21 protein-coding genes, 1 tRNA gene, 2 pseudogenes and 1 riboswitch are annotated in these 15,852 nt (G+C 72.5%); of the genes and pseudogenes, 13 read left to right on the forward strand and 11 right to left on the reverse strand.

The window, feature by feature from the left end:
* Nucleotides 1-18: 18 nt before the first annotated feature.
* Nucleotides 19-207, reverse strand: a riboswitch (cobalamin riboswitch).
* A 173-nt stretch (nucleotides 208-380) separates the two neighbouring features.
* The gene (locus tag CP969_RS34170) at nucleotides 381-515 is read left to right on the forward strand and encodes a hypothetical protein (RefSeq protein ID WP_263407101.1); all 135 of its coding nucleotides are present in this window, start codon (nucleotides 381-383) and stop codon (nucleotides 513-515) included.
* 66 nt (nucleotides 516-581) lie between these two features.
* Here CP969_RS34170 and CP969_RS02390 read toward each other — a convergent pair.
* The 7 genes and pseudogenes from CP969_RS02390 to CP969_RS02415 form a co-directional block, all read right to left on the reverse strand.
* Nucleotides 582-654, reverse strand: a tRNA-Arg gene (locus CP969_RS02390).
* 555 nt (nucleotides 655-1,209) lie between these two features.
* A pseudogene (locus tag CP969_RS34175) lies at nucleotides 1,210-1,435 on the reverse strand (lamin tail domain-containing protein); the annotation flags it as partial.
* A 45-nt stretch (nucleotides 1,436-1,480) separates the two neighbouring features.
* Nucleotides 1,481-1,624: pseudogene (locus CP969_RS34180) on the reverse strand (sulfurtransferase TusA family protein); the annotation flags it as partial.
* A 173-nt stretch (nucleotides 1,625-1,797) separates the two neighbouring features.
* On the reverse strand, nucleotides 1,798-2,199 hold the full coding sequence (locus tag CP969_RS02400; protein ID WP_016828077.1) for a hypothetical protein: 402 nt from the start codon (nucleotides 2,197-2,199) through the stop codon (nucleotides 1,798-1,800).
* Complete coding sequence (locus tag CP969_RS02405; protein ID WP_026085506.1) at nucleotides 2,192-2,977, reverse strand: DsbA family protein; 786 nt, start codon at nucleotides 2,975-2,977, stop codon at nucleotides 2,192-2,194. Before CP969_RS02405 ends, CP969_RS02400 begins: the two co-directional genes overlap by 8 nt.
* 61 nt (nucleotides 2,978-3,038) lie before the next feature.
* On the reverse strand, nucleotides 3,039-3,563 hold the full coding sequence (locus tag CP969_RS02410) for a membrane protein (RefSeq protein ID WP_016828075.1): 525 nt from the start codon (nucleotides 3,561-3,563) through the stop codon (nucleotides 3,039-3,041).
* Between the two features lie 53 nt (nucleotides 3,564-3,616).
* Nucleotides 3,617-4,039, reverse strand: a complete 423-nt coding sequence (locus tag CP969_RS02415) for a hypothetical protein (RefSeq protein WP_150474889.1) — start codon at nucleotides 4,037-4,039, stop codon at nucleotides 3,617-3,619.
* Nucleotides 4,040-4,631: 592 nt separating this feature from the next.
* Here CP969_RS02415 and CP969_RS02420 point away from each other — a divergent pair.
* From CP969_RS02420 to CP969_RS02445, 6 genes are all read left to right on the forward strand, one after another.
* Nucleotides 4,632-4,988, forward strand: a complete 357-nt coding sequence (locus CP969_RS02420) for a rhodanese-like domain-containing protein (RefSeq protein WP_016828074.1) — start codon at nucleotides 4,632-4,634, stop codon at nucleotides 4,986-4,988.
* Entirely contained in the window at nucleotides 4,985-6,379 is a 1,395-nt protein-coding gene (locus CP969_RS02425) for an MBL fold metallo-hydrolase (protein ID WP_016828073.1), read from the forward strand. Before CP969_RS02420 ends, CP969_RS02425 begins: the two co-directional genes overlap by 4 nt.
* Complete coding sequence (locus tag CP969_RS02430) at nucleotides 6,376-6,957, forward strand: rhodanese-like domain-containing protein (RefSeq protein ID WP_016828072.1); 582 nt, start codon at nucleotides 6,376-6,378, stop codon at nucleotides 6,955-6,957. Before CP969_RS02425 ends, CP969_RS02430 begins: the two co-directional genes overlap by 4 nt.
* Before the next feature lie 204 nt (nucleotides 6,958-7,161).
* The gene (locus CP969_RS02435; protein ID WP_317984068.1) at nucleotides 7,162-7,767 is read left to right on the forward strand and encodes a sulfite exporter TauE/SafE family protein; all 606 of its coding nucleotides are present in this window, start codon (nucleotides 7,162-7,164) and stop codon (nucleotides 7,765-7,767) included.
* Between the two features lie 36 nt (nucleotides 7,768-7,803).
* Entirely contained in the window at nucleotides 7,804-8,172 is a 369-nt protein-coding gene (trxA, locus tag CP969_RS02440; RefSeq protein ID WP_016828071.1) for a thioredoxin, read from the forward strand.
* Nucleotides 8,173-8,213: 41 nt separating this feature from the next.
* Nucleotides 8,214-8,480: a metal-sensitive transcriptional regulator gene (locus CP969_RS02445; RefSeq protein ID WP_004993208.1), complete on the forward strand. Its 267-nt coding sequence runs from the start codon at nucleotides 8,214-8,216 to the stop codon at nucleotides 8,478-8,480.
* A gap of 239 nt (nucleotides 8,481-8,719) precedes the next feature.
* Here CP969_RS02445 and CP969_RS02450 read toward each other — a convergent pair whose 3' ends face one another.
* Nucleotides 8,720-9,196, reverse strand: a complete 477-nt coding sequence (locus CP969_RS02450; RefSeq protein WP_016828070.1) for a hypothetical protein — start codon at nucleotides 9,194-9,196, stop codon at nucleotides 8,720-8,722.
* Nucleotides 9,197-9,397: 201 nt separating this feature from the next.
* Between CP969_RS02450 and CP969_RS02455 the strand changes: the two genes are divergently transcribed.
* Both CP969_RS02455 and CP969_RS02460 read left to right on the forward strand, forming a co-directional pair.
* Nucleotides 9,398-9,889 carry a DUF2243 domain-containing protein gene (locus CP969_RS02455; protein WP_016828069.1) on the forward strand — a complete coding sequence of 164 codons (492 nt, stop codon included), beginning with the start codon at nucleotides 9,398-9,400 and terminating at the stop codon, nucleotides 9,887-9,889.
* A complete protein-coding gene (locus CP969_RS02460) occupies nucleotides 9,886-10,728 on the forward strand; it encodes a cytochrome c oxidase assembly protein (RefSeq protein WP_223887031.1) in 843 nt (280 codons plus the stop codon). Before CP969_RS02455 ends, CP969_RS02460 begins: the two co-directional genes overlap by 4 nt.
* 27 nt (nucleotides 10,729-10,755) lie before the next feature.
* Here CP969_RS02460 and CP969_RS02465 read toward each other — a convergent pair whose 3' ends face one another.
* Complete coding sequence (locus tag CP969_RS02465) at nucleotides 10,756-11,151, reverse strand: DUF302 domain-containing protein (protein ID WP_016828066.1); 396 nt, start codon at nucleotides 11,149-11,151, stop codon at nucleotides 10,756-10,758.
* Between the two features lie 188 nt (nucleotides 11,152-11,339).
* On the opposite strand from CP969_RS02465, the gene CP969_RS02470 reads away from it, so the two are divergent.
* Genes CP969_RS02470 through CP969_RS02480 form a run of 3 tightly spaced genes read left to right on the forward strand, consistent with a single transcriptional unit; the run spans nucleotide 11,340 to nucleotide 13,846 of the window.
* Nucleotides 11,340-12,704 (forward strand): MBL fold metallo-hydrolase, encoded by a 1,365-nt coding sequence (locus CP969_RS02470; RefSeq protein WP_016828065.1) that lies wholly within the window; start codon nucleotides 11,340-11,342, stop codon nucleotides 12,702-12,704.
* A gap of 36 nt (nucleotides 12,705-12,740) precedes the next feature.
* A complete protein-coding gene (locus CP969_RS02475; RefSeq protein WP_016828064.1) occupies nucleotides 12,741-13,100 on the forward strand; it encodes a rhodanese-like domain-containing protein in 360 nt (119 codons plus the stop codon).
* Nucleotides 13,097-13,846, forward strand: a complete 750-nt coding sequence (locus CP969_RS02480; RefSeq protein WP_016828063.1) for a sulfite exporter TauE/SafE family protein — start codon at nucleotides 13,097-13,099, stop codon at nucleotides 13,844-13,846. Before CP969_RS02475 ends, CP969_RS02480 begins: the two co-directional genes overlap by 4 nt.
* Nucleotides 13,847-13,890: 44 nt before the next feature.
* Here the strand turns inward: CP969_RS02480 and CP969_RS02485 are convergent, their stop codons facing one another.
* Entirely contained in the window at nucleotides 13,891-14,169 is a 279-nt protein-coding gene (locus CP969_RS02485) for a metal-sensitive transcriptional regulator (RefSeq protein ID WP_016828062.1), read from the reverse strand.
* 612 nt (nucleotides 14,170-14,781) lie between these two features.
* Here CP969_RS02485 and CP969_RS33590 point away from each other — a divergent pair.
* On the forward strand, nucleotides 14,782-15,231 hold the full coding sequence (locus CP969_RS33590; protein WP_216087574.1) for an MFS transporter: 450 nt from the start codon (nucleotides 14,782-14,784) through the stop codon (nucleotides 15,229-15,231).
* A 144-nt stretch (nucleotides 15,232-15,375) separates the two neighbouring features.
* Here CP969_RS33590 and CP969_RS02495 read toward each other — a convergent pair whose 3' ends face one another.
* Nucleotides 15,376-15,684: a hypothetical protein gene (locus CP969_RS02495; protein ID WP_016828059.1), complete on the reverse strand. Its 309-nt coding sequence runs from the start codon at nucleotides 15,682-15,684 to the stop codon at nucleotides 15,376-15,378.
* Nucleotides 15,685-15,852: the final 168 nt, after the last annotated feature.

Consider the following 15,852-nt stretch of genomic DNA (forward strand, 5'->3'; position numbering starts at 1 on the left):
AGATCCGCCCCGGTGGTCCGTCGAGGAGGCGACCGCGTGAGTCTCCTGGCTCTCGGGTCGATGCTCGTCCCGGCCTTCCCACCCGCTGCCGGGCAGTGGCCTGTCGGGAGTCGCTCGCCGATCACAGTGGCGGGACCGCGCCGGATTCACACCGGCTTCCTCGTTCCGCCGTCGCCTTGTCGACGGCCATCATCCCATCCCAAACCAGCGTCCTCCCCGCCGACGCGGGAGTCCGTCCGGCTACGTGTGCATCTACCCGAGATCAACTTTGGTGGGCAGTCCTGGGTGCGGTGCACGGCCGACGGCAGTGTGAAGGACCTGCCCCCGCGATCCGTGACCGCGGCAGCTCGATCCGCAACAACTCCGACCGCACCGCCCACGTGCATGAGAAGCACAACCACGTCGGCCGCTGGGTCTGCGTCACCCGCAGCGGCGGCTCCCTCCACGACCTGCGCGACCACCACCTCAACGACCAGACCCGGTCGCTGAAGACCAACCGCAACGCCTGCGGCTGAACGCCCCCGGCGATCGCGTGCGAAAAGACCCCCGGCCCTGAACAGCAGGGCCGGGGGTCTTCTTCGTGGAGCGCCGGGCAGGCCTTGCACCTGCATCTCCCCGCAGGAAGCGGGACGTCTTTCCTTGGACCACCAACGCACAGCCCGCCACCGGCACAACCAGCAGCACGCTCAAGATCCACTCTACCGCAGTCGCAGCAGGCAGCGCACAGCCAGGGCGGCTCCTGCCAACTCGCCGGTCGGCGCCCGGGTCTGAAAGCCGTTCTCGTCTTTCCCTCCCGCGCGGCACCGCCAAGGAGGCAAGAAGGAACGGCCAGGATGCTCCGGCCGCTTGCGGCGCCGGGCAAGCCGGCGGCCACGAGGTCACCGCGCGGCCGCCCGCCGGCAAGGAGCATCCCCCGCTCCTGACGCAGCACGCCGCCGCCGGAGCGACCCTCCTACGGCCGTCCGCCCGGCTCCCCTCAGCGCCACAACGCGTGCGAGGGCGGCGCGTACTCATCGCAGGTACGTGCCGCCCCCGCAGCTTCACTCCCCAGTGGGATGACGTCTACCCACGGCCGGACCGCTCACGCAGTCCCGACCCGGCAGGGGAACTCACCGAGCCGTGCGCCCCGTACGGCCGGCTGGTCGTCCGGGACCGCACGGGCGGGCGTGGTCGGGCAGGTCACGGCGGTCCGGCGGATGGTTTCGGGTGTCAGCCGTGAGAGCTGCTGCAGCCGTTGCCGTCCCGGTCGTGGTCGCGCTTGGTGCAGGAGTGCACGTCCGCGCGGGCACCGGAGGTGCTTGTACAGGTAGATGGTGTCCTTGTCCTTGTTCCACGGGAAGTTGCAGTTGTCGCGGTAGACCACGTTCTTGGCGTCGGAGTCGGTGCCGTGGCCGCCGCACAGCTTGATGTAGTCGCCGGGCTGCAGGTAGTGATGTCCGGTCAGGTGGCACCATGCGGGCAGGTCGAGCGGGGTGGCCGGGTCGGTGGCGATGACGTGGACGACGGTGCCCGGCTCCGCGCCGTCGATCTCCTTGCGTAGGCGCAGCAGGAGAGTGACGCAGAGCAAACCGGTGCCGTCGACGGTGTTGCCGGGCGCGGGGGTGTCGAGGTTGGTGGGTTTCATCGGCGGTAGGAGGTGACGGCGACAGCGGGCAGGAGGGCAAGGGAGAGGGCACCGCCGGTCCTCGCGCGCGTACGCGCCCTGCCAGGACCGGGCTGAACTTCGGCCTCGTGACTGTCTGCGAGCCCGGGGTCCTGGGAGAATCCGGGACGGGTCCTCCCAGGACACGCGTGGGGTCAGCGATGTTCCTTCGCAGTGCCGTCCGCGCGGACGTGCTCCGCCGGCGGGTGTCGTTCCTCCTTCTGTCCAGGGCGAGTGCGCAGCAGGACGGCGAGGGCTGCGGCGGCCGCGACCGCGGCCAGGCCGAGCAGCAGAGTGCGGTCGGGGACCGCGCCCGCCCACCGGGACAGCCGCTCCTCCCAGGCGAACTCCGCGTCCGCTCCCATCAGGGAGGGCAGGGCGGAGGTGCCGTCAAAGACAAGGAAGAGGACGCCGAGCAGGATGAACATCACCCCGCCGGCCAGGGAGGTGGTGTGCAGCGGTACTTTTCCTACGTGGATCACCCGGCCGCGCAGCCACGGCCGGCGCCCGAGGTCGTAGCGGTCCCACAGGGCGGCCAGCACGCCGGGGTCACTCATCGCCGTCTTCTTGCTGTCGTGCCTGTTCGGCGGCCTCGTCGATGAGGTCGGTGAAGACGTCCGTGGGCTGGGCGCCGAGCACCGGCCGACCGTTGATCAGGAACGCGGGGGTGCTGGTGACCCCGATGCCGTAGCCCTCCTCGCTGTCGCGGGCGATCGCCTGGTGGGCGGCGTCGGAGACCATGTCCTTCTCGAACCGTGCGAGGTCCTGGATGCCGGCCTTCCGGGCCATGGAGATGAGGTTGTCCTCGCCGAAGTCGCCCGCGTTGCGCCGGCGCGGCTCGGCGTAGGCCTCGTCGTGGAACTGCCAGAAGCGGTTCTGCTGTCCGGCCGCCCAGCCGGCTCGCGCGGCCTGGTCCGACTCGGCGCCGAAGACGGGGAAGTTGCGCCACTCGATGCGCAGGATTCCCTTGTCGACGTAGTCGCGGACCAGGTCCGGCTCGGTCTCGCGGGCGAACCGGCCGCAGAAGGGGCACTGGAAGTCGGAGTACTCGATCAGCACGACGGGTGCGTCCGGGCTGCCGAGGGCGAGCGGGTCGGAGTCGTCCCGGCGGGCCAGGGCGAGCAGTTCCGGGTTCGCCGGCTCCTGTGCCTCGGACGTCGACACCGTGGCGGGGGCGGCCGTGCCGCCTCCGGTGGTGTCGCGGCCGAGGGTGAGGGCGAGGACGGCGGTCGCGACGGCGGCGGTCAGCACGATCACGGCGAGGACGCGCCGGGTGCGGCCGGGGCGCGGCCGCCCGGCTCGCGAGGACGCGGAGGTTGCGGATGTTCCGGGCATGGTGGTGCTCCGAGAGGTGGGAAAGAGTGAGGAGAGGTGTGCGCCGGGGGCGGCGAGAGGCTCAGCGGCGGACGGGCACGGGGCAGGCGTCGGCTGTGGAGAGTCTGCGCAGTGCCGCCTCGGCCAGCAGGACGAGGGAGGCGACGGCCACCAGCGGTTGCAGCGGGGCCCAGTAGGTGAGCGCGCCGGAGGTGCCCAGCAGGACCAGGACGAGCTTGTTGCAGACGGGGCAGCCCACCGCCAGCAGCGACAGCAGTCCGCCGGCCGACCCGAGCCGGCCGGCGGTCTTCGCGGACGGATCGCCGTGGTCCTCCGGCGCGCCTGAGCCGTCGGTGCCGGTGCCGTGCGGCGGCCTGAGGAAGGTGGCCAGAACGAGGCCGGCGAGCACCGCGGTGGCGGCGAGGACGGGGTAGTTCCACCACTGGACGGGGACGGAACGGGAGAACAGGGGCGAGGGGACCACCGCGGTGGGCACGCCCACCAGCACTGCGGTCAGTGCGGCACCGGCCGTGGCGGCGACCCACTGCGGGGACTGCCACGCGGCCAGCGTCGCTCCCGCCCGGCGCAAGGACCGGGAGGAGGGCATGAGAGGGACTCCGTTTCGCTGAGGGGGTGTGGGGACACGGCGCGCGGGCCGGTCTAGATCCTCAGGACGGAGAGCCGTACCAGGTCGGGTGCGGGGGGTGCGGACCCCGGCCCCGCGGATGCGGGGCCCGGGCCTGCTGGCGCGGCCGGTGTCCGGTGCTCTTCGCGTTCCGGCGTCGGCAGCGGCGTGGACGGACGGGAGCCGTCGTGGGTGGAGGCGGTGTCGGGGGTGGCCTGCTTGCCGCAGTGCCCGGCGTCCGACGACGAGGGGCCGGCCGCTTCATGGACGGCACCGGCTTCGCGGACATCGACGCTGCCCTGCTCCGCAGCGGTCTCGCTTACGAGGGGTCCTGCTGCGGGCCGTACGCCGGCTGTGGCGGAGGCCGGTTCGGCGCGGACGGACTCCGCCGCGGACTGCCCGGCCGCACACAGGGACGAGACCAGCACGGCGACCAGCACCAGAAGGCAGCGCGGCACGGAACCCGCTCTGTGGTGCGAAGAGGGCACTGTCATCGTGAGGGCTCCGGGAGTCGATACCGCATGCGGGAGCCACGATAGGGCATACGGGTGGGGGTATGTACCCGTGGGTCGCGAAGACACCACTCACACCGCGCTCGGGCCGTCAGGGGTGCCCCTCGCGCCGGGAGCGGCGGTGGTCCGAGGCGGCGTCCGGCTGATGCCTAGCCGCGCCCCGGCCGTGATCCGCCTCGGCCTCACGGCAAGGCCGTGGGATCGACGGCGGGGCCGCCGGGACCGCCCCGAACTGAACTGTCCGCACGCCGGCGCGACTCAGGTCCGGCCGGGCGGCCGGGGCGCTGCGGCAGTGGTTCACCTCCGCGGCATGAGGCCGTCGGGCGCGGAAGGCCGGTCGGCGACGCCACTCGCAGGCTTCCTCCCGAAGTAACGCAGTGACTTGTCGCCTTCCCTGTTCCGCGGTGGGGGCGGAGGCCCGGCGCGTGAGACGCATCACTCTCAAATACCCCCGGGGGCATAAACCGGATCCTGTTACGGTTGAGCCATACATACCCCCCTGGGTATCACTGAAGGCACGTGAGCAGGAGTTCCCCGCATGGTTCCCGAGATCGACCAGCAGAGGTTCGCCGAGGCGCACGCGGCGGGCGCCCTCGTCGTCGACGTCCGCAACCGCGGCGAGTACCGCGCCGGCCACGTCCCCGGCGCCCTGTCGGCACCGCTGCCCAATCTCCCGCTGGCCCTCGCCGACCTGCCCAGGGACCGGCCGGTCCACGTGATCTGCCAGAGCGGCGGCCGCAGCGCACAGGCGACCTCCCTGCTCCGCGACCTGGGCTACGACGCCCACGGCGTCAGCGGCGGCACCGCCGTCTGGATCGACGCAGGCCGCCCCACGGCCACCGGCGACGAGCCCGGCACCCCCACCGCCCCCGCCACCCCCGAGGAGACGCGATGATCACCGTTCTGCCCGTCGAGACCCCCGGCCTGGGCGACCGCACCTACCTCGCCCACGACGGCTCCGTGGCGCTGGTGGTCGACCCCCAGCGCGACTACGACCGCGTCACCGCGCTGGCCGAAGCCGCCGGAGTGCGGATCACCCACGTGTTCGAGACACACATCCACAACGACTACGTCACCGGCGGCCTGGCCCTGGCACGCGAGGTGGGCGCGCAGTACCTGGTGAACGCCGACGACGAGGTCTCCTACGAGCGGACCCCGGTCCGCGACGGCCAGGTGATCGAGGTCGGCGACACGATGCGGGTGCGGGCGATCCACACCCCGGGCCACACCCACACCCACCTGTCCTACGCCCTTCAGGCCGACGGGGAGCAGGTCGCGGTGTTCACCGGCGGCTCCCTGCTGTACGGCACCACCGGACGGCCGGACCTGCTGGGCCCGGACCACACCGACACCCTGGTGCGCGCCCAGTGGCGCTCGGCGCACCGGCTGGCCGAGGAACTGCCGGACGAGACGGCCGTCTACCCCACCCACGGGTTCGGCTCGTTCTGCTCCGCGACCCAGGCCACCGGCCTGGCCAGCACCATCGGCCAGGAGAAGCGGACCAACACCGCGCTCACCGCCGACGAGGAGGCCTACGTCGAGCAGCTCCTGGCGGGCCTGGACGCCTATCCGGCCTACTACGCCCACATGGCCCCGGCCAACTCCGGCGGGCCCGGCAAGCCGGACCTGTCCGCGCCGTCCGTGGCGGACCCGGCCGAGCTGCGGCGCCGGATCGAGGCCGGCGAGTGGGTGGTGGACCTGCGCGACCGCACCGCCTTCGCCGCCGGGCACCTCGCGGGCAGCCTCAACTTCGGCCTGGACGGCCAGTTCGTCACCTACCTGGGCTGGCTGATCCCGTGGGGCACCCCGGTCACCCTGCTCGGCGAGACCGCCGCGGACGTGGCCGAGGCCCAGCGCGAGCTGGTCCGCATCGGCATCGACCGCCCGGCCGCCATGGCCACCGGCGGCCCCGAGGACTGGGCCGGAGGCGAACCCCTGGCCGCCTACGAGCGCGCCACCTTCGGCGACCTGAAGGCCGCTCTCGGCGGCGACGACCTCGTCGTCCTGGACGTGCGCCGCCACCAGGAGCGCGCCGAGGCGCACATCCCGGGCTCGGTGCACATCCCCATCCACGAGGTGCCGGGCCGCATCGAGGAAATCCCCGCGGGCCGCGTCTGGGTGCACTGCGCCGGCGGCTACCGCGCCGGAGTCGTCGCCGCCCTGCTCCACGCCCGCGGCCGCGACGTCGTCGCCGTCGACGACAGCTTCGACAACGCCCTCGACCTGGGGCTGTGCCCCTCCGACATCCCCGCTACCCGCGACAACCGACAGGAGATCAACGCATGACCACCCCCACCACTCCCCGCAGCCTGACCATCGACGAACTGCGCACCCGGCTCGACTCCGCCAACCCGCCGCGTCTGCTCGACGTCCGTTCCCCCGTCGAGTTCGAGGGCGCCCACATCCCCGGCTCCTACAACGTGCCGCTGAACGTCCTGCGCGAACACCGCGAGGAACTGAGCCGGCACCTGGACACCGACGTGGTACTGGTGTGCCGCTCCGGCCAGCGCGCCGGCCAGGCCGAACGCGCCCTCGCCGAAGCCGGGCTCCCCGGCCTGGCGGTCCTGTCGGGCGGCATGACCGCCTGGGAGACGTCCGGCGCCCCGACCACCTACGGCCAGGAGCGCTGGGACATGGAGCGCCAGGTCCGCCTGGTCGCCGGCTCTCTGGTGCTGGTCGGCGCCCTCGGCAGCTTCGTCGTCCCCGGCCTGCAGGCGCTGTCCGCGTTCGTCGGCGGCGGACTGGCCTTCGCCGCCATCAGCAACACCTGCGCCATGGGCGTGCTGCTGTCGAAGATGCCGTGGAACCGCACACCGTCCTTCGACCCGCGCAAGGCCGTCGCCCAGCTCGCCGACGGCAGGTGACCGCCATGACGCTGACGCTCGTCCTGGTCCTCACGCTGCTGGTCGGCGTCTGCCTCGGCCTGCTCGGGGAGGCGGGTCGATCCTGACCGTGCCGCCGTTGGTCTACGTCGCGGGCGTGGATGCCGAGGAAGCCATCGCCACCTCCTTGTTCATCGTCGGCGTCACGCCCCCGACGTCGTCCTGCTGGTCGCCTTCGCGGTCATGATGATCGTCACCGCCGCCGCCATGCTCCGCGGCCGCCGGGGCGAGGGCCCCGACCGGGCCCACCGGCAGCTCCCGGTGGGACGGGGCCTTCTGGTCGGCGCGGCTGTCGGCCTGGTCGGCGCGGGCGGCGGCTTCCTCGTCGTCCCCTCCCTTGCCCTGCTGGGCAGCCTGCCCATGCCGGTGGCCGTGGGCACCTCCCTGCTGGTCATCGCGATGAAGTCCGCCGCGGGCTTCGCCATCTGCCTCTTGAGCGTCCGGATCGACTGGGCCCTGACCCTGGCCGTCACCGGCTTCGCGGTCGTCGGCAGCCTCGCCGGAGCCCGGCCGGCCGCGCGCCCCCGCCCACGTCCTCTCCCGGCTCTTCGCCTGGTTCGTGCCGGCCATGGACACCTTCGTCCTGGTCCAGCAGGCACCCGCCCACACAGCCGTCCCGGTCCTCGCCGCCGTCGCCTCGCTGGGTGCCGGAGAGGGCGCCTGCCACGGCTTCGTCGCCCGCTGTCCGCTGCCCCGGCGCCTGCCCTCCGGCGCGCCGGGGCAGTGGCATGCCGTGCCGCCCAGGGGAATGCCCCGCCCCCTCACCGTGTTATTTACCCCGGGGGGTATTAAATACCGCTACTCTTGCGAAACGGAAGGAACCACCCCATGAGCACCGTCGCGCTGACCGCCGCCGACTTCGAGCAGACTGTCTCCGGCAACGACATCGTCCTCGTCGACTTCTGGGCCGCGTGGTGCGGACCGTGCCAGATGTTCGCCCCCGTCTACGAGAAGGCCTCCGAGGTCCACTCCGACATCGTCTTCGGCAAGGTCGACACCGAGGCCGAGCAGGCCCTCGCCGCCGCGGCGGACATCACCTCGATCCCCACCCTGATGGCCTTCCGCGAGGGCATCCTGGTCTTCTCCCAGCCCGGCGCCCTGCCGCCGCAGGCCCTGGACCAGCTGATCACCGCCGTCCGCGAGCTCGACATGGACGAGGTCCGCGCCTCCCTCACCCCCCAGAGCCCCGGCCAGTGACCGAAGCCGGCCCCGGACCGGCCCCGTGAAAGGAAGAACCCATGGTCCAGCTCCCCGCCGACCAGGTGCGGTCGGCCGCCAACCGGCTCAAGCGCGCACAGGGCCAGCTCGCCGGCGTCGTACGCATGCTGGAAGAAGGACGCGACTGCGAGGACGTCGTCACCCAGCTCGCCGCGGTCAACCGCGCGCTGGACCGGGCCGGCTTCGCCATCGTCGCCAGCGGCCTCAAGCAGTGCCTGACCCAGGAGGGCGGCGCCGACAACCTCGACACCCAGAAGATGGAGAAGCTCTTCCTCTCCCTCTCCTGAGACGCTTCCGCCCCGACCGAGCGAGGGCACCCGTGGAGCACCTCCCCGTAGCCCTACCGTCCTCCCCACTTCCGTGGCCGCTGGGCTGCCGCTGCCCACCGGGAGCGTTCGCGCCTTCGCCGCGTGGCTCTGCACATGGCGAACCGCAGCGCTCTCACAGCGCCTCGGGAGGCACCTCGGAGGCCTCCTCCAGTCGTGAACAACTGCTGTCGTGGGTCGTCGATGAAGCCACTTCCGGATCACCGGCCGTGAGCCGCGCCGTGGGGCAGGGGGCCGACACCAGGTCGGCGGCCGACACGGAGGGCTGCGTGGCGTTGTCCGGGGCCGGGGCCGCCCCGTGCGGCGAGGGCGTCGGCGACGGCTCCGGTGGTGAGGGCGTAGACGGCCTTGTGCAGCACGCCGACGACGCGTTCCCTGCGGGGCCAGGTCCGGGGTGGGGCGCCGACGCCGGTGGCGTTCCCGAGGATCTGGTCGTTGGTGAGGCGCACGACGGTGAACTTCGCCGAGGCGGCCGGTCCGCACAGCTCGGCCTGGGCCATGACCGAGCGCAGCACGCCGAGGAGGGCGGCTTGGCCGAAGTGCATGGCCCAGTTGACCGGCAGGGGCTGCTTCCCGGGGTGTTCGGGCACACCGGTCAGGCGCTGGAGGACCCGGGCGGGCGCGCGGGAGTCGGGCCGTTCGGTGACAGCCTGTTCGAGTTTCTCGCCGAGGGTCATCACGACGCCTCCGGCGGTTGCCGGCGATCAGCCCTGCCACAGCGCGCGCTTGATCATGCCGTTGCGGGTGCCCACTGGCCTGCGCCTTGCCTCGGGCCACTGGGCCGGCTCATCCGGATGCCGTGCCCGTCGGGCACGCGGCCGGTGCGAGGGGGTAGACGTACGGGGCAGCAGACGCGTCCGTGTCAGGAAGGCAGGCTCATGAGTGCACCGGTCCACCCGCCCTCGGTCCCCGAAGCGCGGCCCGAGCCGCGCAGGTCGATGGTGGTGTGCGGGGTGATCGGGATCGCGGTGATGGCCGCGGTCGACGAGATCGTCTTCCACCAGGTCCTGGGCTGGCACCACTTCTACGACCGCTCCACCACCCGTGTGGGGCTGCTGTCGGACGGGCTGTTGCACACCGCCGAGCTGCTGGCCCTGGTCGCGGGGTTCTTCCTTTTCGCCGATCTGCGGCGCCGCCAAGCCCTGGCCCCGGCCCACGCCTGGGCCGGGTTCTTCCTGGGCCTGGGGACCTTTCAGCTGTTCGACGGGATCGTGGACCACAAGCTGCTGCGCCTGCACCAGATCCGCTACGGCGTGGACGTCACCCCCTATGACTGGGCGTGGAACCTCGGTGGCCTGGTGCTGCTGCTGATCGGCGTGGGTCTGGCCGTCCGTGCGGCCCGCCGCGGCCGGACCGGGGCGGGGTCGTGATCCTCGCGCACGTACACCCCGGCACGGCCGTGGGCCCCGGACCGGCAGAGCTGGTCATGGTGGCGGCCTCGCTGCTGGCGGCCGTCGCCTACGGGGCGGCCGCGGCCCGCCTGCGGCGTCGCGGGGACGCCTGGCCCCGGTGGCGCGACGCGTCGTTCACCGCCGGCGGCGCGGCCCTGGCCTGGGCGGCGGCCGGCCCGCTGCCGGGCGGTCCGTTCACCGCCCACATGGTCCAGCACATGGTCGTCGGCATGGCGGCTCCGTTGCTGCTCGTCCTCGCCCGTCCCCTGACCCTGCTCCTGCGCACCCTGCCCCCCGGTGCCGCGCGCAGAGGGCTCCTGGCACTGGCCCACTCCCGTGCCGCGGGCCTGCTGCTCTTCCCTCCGCTGGCGGCCCTGCTCGACGTCGGAGGGCTGTGGCTGCTGTACCGCACCGGGCTGTTCGCGACCGTGCGGCACGAACCGTGGCTGTCCGCCGCGGTCCACGCGCACGTCCTGGCCGCCGGGCTGCTGTTCACCTTCTCCGTCTGCCAACTCGATCCGGTGCGGCGCCGCTGGAGCCTGGCCGTGCGCGGGGTCACCCTGCTGGCCGCCGGGGCCGCGCACGCCGTGCTGGCCAAGTCCCTGTACGCGACGGCGCCGCCCGGCGCCGCCTTCACCACCGCCGACCTGCACACCGGCGCCCAGATCATGTACTACGGCGGTGACCTGGTCGAGGCCGCGCTCGCCGTCGTGCTGGCCGCCTCCTGGTACGCGGCCACCGGCCGGGCCCTGATGCGGCGGCGCCGGGCGGACGCGGGCCTGAGGCGGCGCCCCGTGGCCGGGGCGGCCGGGCGCTGACTCCGGGGCCGCCCCGGCCTGGGCGGGTCAGGCGGCGGACAGGGCGCTCAGGGCGGCGTCCAGGCGGGCGGTGGCCTCGTCGGCGACGGGCGTGAGGGCGTCGAGGCCGGTGAGGGTGACCATGGTGCCCGGGTCGAGGGCCTGGACGAGCGTGTGGTCGCCGTCGCGGCGGACGACGACGTTGCAGGGCAGAAGCAGCCCGATGGAGCGGTCGGCCTCCAGCGCCCGGTGGGCCAGGGGCGGGTTGCAGGCACCCAGGATCAGGTAGTCCTCCATGTCGTGGTCGAGCTTGGTCTTCAGGGTGGCCCGCACGTCGATCTCGGTGAGGACGCCGAACCCCTGGTCGGCCAGGGCCCGACGGACGGCCGCGACGGCGGTGTCGAAGTCGGTGTCGGCCAGGCGGACGGTGCGGTCGTAGGACACGGTGCGCTGCTCCTTCGGTGCGGGATGCTTGATTCCCTTGATACCCCACCGGGTACCCGCCGCGGCGAACGCAATACCGGACGGGCCATCCGTACAGGACCTGAAATACCCCCCTAGGTATTTCTGTTAGGGTGAGTGAACCGGATACCCCCCGAGGTATGCAATCTCTTGCGGAGGAACCGTAAGCCGTGTTCTTCGTCGACACCCTGGAATTCGAGGGCCTGGGCAACCGCAGCTACCTGGCCGGCGGCCCCAGTGCCGCGGTGGTCATCGACCCGCCGCGCGACATCGACCAGATCATCACCGCAGCGGCCCGTCGTGGGGTGCGCATCGCCTTCGTGGCCGAAACCCATGTGCACAACGACTACGTCACCGGCGGCCTGGAACTGGCCCGCGTCACCGGCGCCCAGTACCTGGTGCCGGCCGAGGCGCACGTGTCCTTCGCCCACGCCCCCGTTACCGACGGCGACACGGTGACGGTCGACGAGGGCCTGGTGCTGCGCGCCATCGCCACTCCCGGACACACCCCGCACCACACCTCCTACGCCCTGACCGAGGACGGCCGCGATGTGGCGGCGTTCACCGGCGGCTCCCTGCTGATCGGCACCGTCGGCCGTCCGGACCTGGTCGAACCACGACTGACCGAGAAGCTGGCCCGCGCCCAGCACGCCTCCGCCCACCGCCTGGCCGACGAACTGGACGACGAGGTGCCGGTGCTGCCCACCCACGGCTTCGGCAGCTTCTGCTCCTCCTCGCAGGCCGAGGGGGACGCGACCACGATCGGCAAGGAACGCGCCACCAACGACGCGCTCACCCTGGACGTGGACACCTTCGTCGCCCAGATGCTCGCCGGGCTGGACGACGTGCCCGCGTACTACACGCACATGGGTCCGGCCAACGCCGCGGGCCCCCTACCCGTCGACCTGACCCCGCCGCGGCGTGCGGACGCCGAGGAGATCGCCTCCCGGCTGGCCGCGGGGGAATGGGTGGTGGACCTGCGCAGCCGCATGGCCTTCGCCGAGGGGCACGTGGCCGGCTCGTTCAACTTCGAGGGCGAGGGCAAGCTCGCCACCTACCTGGCCTGGCTGATCCCGTGGGGCAAACCCGTCACCCTGCTGGCCGACACTCCGGAGCAGATCGCCGCCGCGCAGCGGGAGCTGGCCCGGGTGGGCATCGACCGCCCGGCCGCCGCCGCTACCGGTGATCCGGCCGGCTGGGTCCGCGCCGGCGAGGAGCTCGCCTCCTTCCCCCGCGCCCGCTTCGCCGGCCTCGCCGACGTGCACGGGCGCGGTGATGACGTGGTCGTCCTGGACGTGCGCCGGGACTCGGAGCGCGCGGACGGCTACATCGACGGCTCGGTCCATGTTCCGCTCCACGAGCTGCACGGCCGTCTCGACGAGGTGCCGGACGGGGTGGTGTGGGTGCACTGCGCCGGCGGGATGCGCGCGGCGATCGCCGCGTCCCTGCTCGATGCGGCCAGCCGCGACGTGGTGGCCGTCGACGACGGCTTCGACGCCGCCGCTGAGGCGGGCCTGACCGTGGTCCGTCACTGATCACCCCACCCTCTCACCCAAGCCAAGGGCACCACCATGTTCCTCTTCCGCCGCGGCACCTGCCGCCTCACCCCCGACCAGGCCCGCGCCCGCACCGACGACGGCACCGTCGTGCTGCTCGACGTCCGCGAAGCACCAGAGTGGAAGGCCGGGCACGCACCCGGCGCCGTCCACCTGCCCCTGACCCGGCTGCTGGCCGGAGCCGCCCTGCCGCCGGACGCGCAGGGCCGGCCGGTGGTGGCGATCTGCCGCTCCGGGCGCCGCTCGCAGCAGGCCGCCCAGCTCCTGACCGACCGCGGTGTCGAGGCCGTGGACGTCACCGGCGGCATGACTGCCTGGGCGGAGGCCGGCCTGCCGGTGGTCGACGAGCGCGGGCGGGACGGCCGGATCGCGTGAGCGCCCTGATCCTCGCCCTGGTCGCCGGCGCCGTGGTCGGCCTCGCGCTCGGCGGGCTCGGCGGCGGCGGCAGCGTCCTGGCCGTCCCCGCCCTGATCTACCTGCTCGGCTTCACCCCCGCCGAGGCCACCACCGCCAGCCTCGTCATCGTCACCGTCACCTCGCTCACCGCCCTGTACGCGCACGCCCGGGCCGGAAACGTGCGGTGGAAGGCCGGAGCAGCGTTCGCCGCCGCCGGCATCCTGCCCGCCGCCCTGGCCGGAGCCGCGGCGGCCCACCTGCCCCAGGCCGTCCTCACCCTCGCCTTCGCCGCCGTCGCCTCCGTCGCCGCGTTCAAGATGCTCCGGCCCTCCGCCCCTACCGGTACCGGGAGCGGCGCGGTCCGGCCGGCCAGGGCCGCCGGGGCCGGGGCAGGTCTGGGCGCGCTGACCGGACTGCTGGGTGTGGGCGGCGGCTTCCTCGCCGTGCCTGCCCTGGTCACCGTCCTGTCCTTCGAGATGCAGGCCGCCGTCGGCACCAGCCTGCTGGTGATCACGGCCAACTCCCTGGCCTCGCTGGCCACCCGCTCGGGCGCCGCCGTCTCTCTCGACTGGGCGGTGATCGGCCCCTTCATCGCCACCGCCGTCCTGGGTGCCTGGGACGGCAAACGCCTCGCCGCGAAGGTCTCCGGACCCCGCCTGCAGCGGGTCTTCGCGATGGTGTTGCTGGCCGTGGCCGCCTTCATGCTCGTCGACGCCGTGGTGTGAGGCGGTGCTCACGCCGGAGGCGCCGCTCAAGCCGGAAGTGCCGCTCAGGCCAGCGACAGGAACAGCTTCTCCAGGCGGGCGCGCATCCGGTCCCGGTCGCCGTCCACCTGTCCCTCCTCGGCCATGCAGTGCTGCAACCCCGTCGCGATGATCGCGAAACCGGCCCGGTCCAGCGCCCGGGAGACCGCCGCGAGCTGCGTGATCACCTCCTCGCAGTCCCGCCCCTCCTCGATCATCCGGATGACCCCCGCGATCTGGCCCTGCGCCCGCCGCAACCGGTTGAGCACGCTCTTCAACTCGTCAGCCGCCATGTCCAGTTCCACACATCCTCCTCCATTGATACCCCTCGGGGTATTCTAGTCCGTTCGGTACTCCCCCGGACGAAAAGACGAAGAGCAGCCTCACGCACGTGAGCACCCCCGTCACCCCCGCCGCCATCGCCCCCGCCCAGGCCGCCGAGTACTTGAAAACCTACGCCGCGAGCGCGCCATGACCGCCGCCGGTCTCAGGGAACGGACCGGTCACACCGATGCCACCGTCCTCGACGGTGAGCCGACCAACTACGTGGGCGCCCGCGGACAGCGGCCTGCCCGAGGCACGGAGGACAAACGAAGCCGCCGGCTATACCGCGGTCGGTGTCACCGCCCTGCTGACCGGCTACCTCGCCACCTCCTACGGCCTGCGCTCCGTCCCCGAGCTCATCGGCGTCGTCTTCGTCGTCGCGGGCCTCGCCCTGGCCCTGGTCGTCCGCGACACCGCCGCCCACGTCGCCCTGGAACCGGCCCAGCACACCAAGCCGCTGCCGACGGATGAGGACACCGGCCTAAAAGCCACGTTCGCCCGGACCTCCTGGCACCACCGCTCCTTGCGAGGCGCCAACCAGGCCGGGCTGATCGACAACCTCAACGACGGCCTCACCTGGGGGGGTCTTCCCCCTGCTCTTCACCGACCACGGCCTCGGGCTCGCCGCGGTCGGCCTACTCAAGGGCCTCTACCCGATCCTGTGGGGTCTCGGGCAGATTCCCACCGGTCACCTCGCCGACCGCATCGGCCGCAAACCGCTCATCATCTACGGCATGCTCGTGCAGACCGTCGGCTTCGTCCTCGCTCTCGCCCTGCTGGAGCGCCCACTGCTCGCGGGCCTCCTGTCCGCGGTCTTCCTCGGTCTGGGCACCGCCATGCTCTACCCGGCCCTCATCGCTTCCATCTCCGACCACGCCCACCCCGCCTGGCGGGCCAACGCCCTCGGCGCCTACCGGTTCTGGCGCGACATCGGCTACGCCGCCGGCGCCCTCGTCACCGGCATCCTCACTGACGCCCTCGGCCTCACCGCCGCATCCGGATTCCTCGCTGCCCGCTGGATCACCGAGCACACAAAGGACTGACAACCGAATTCTGGGTGGGGAGCCGTTCGTGCTGCACCGGGGCACATCACCTGAGATGCTCCCCGTGATTGGGCGGCCCGCACTGTCTCGGTGTCGGCTTCCCTGGAGGTACCGGGCGGTTCGGTGGTCGGGTGAGTGCGGCGGTCAGCCGGTGTGGCCGGGATGGCCCTGGGTCAGCAGTGTGTTCCATGCCAGGGCGAAGACGGGGAAGCCGAGTTCGGCGAGGGCGAGACGGGCCGTCTTGACTCTCACATCCGCAGCACCGGTGGCCTCCGCGACCAAGTCGACCACGTAGTACAGGTGGGTACCGACGAGGGCGTACCAACTCCGGTTGGGGTGCGGATTGGCGGAGTCGGCGGGTGCCAGGTGGGCGGTGGCAGCCCGGACCTTGTCTCCTGTGAGCCGGTAGGTGGCGTCGCCGGCGGTGAAGGCCGTCTCCGTGGCGGTGGACATGCTGGCTCCTGGGTCATGGCGAGTTGGAAGTGAAGATACTAGACGTTGGCAACGCTCTGTCTGGCCTCGATCACTTCTTGCGACAGCGTTTGTTGACGAGTTCTGACGTCGTCGTCCGGCCGAGGACTTTGCGCTTCGTCACGACTTTTGAAGGCACCTGCCGATGCA

This window comes from Streptomyces viridosporus T7A (assembly GCF_008704515.1).
Classification (GTDB): Bacteria; Actinomycetota; Actinomycetes; order Streptomycetales; family Streptomycetaceae; genus Streptomyces; species Streptomyces viridosporus.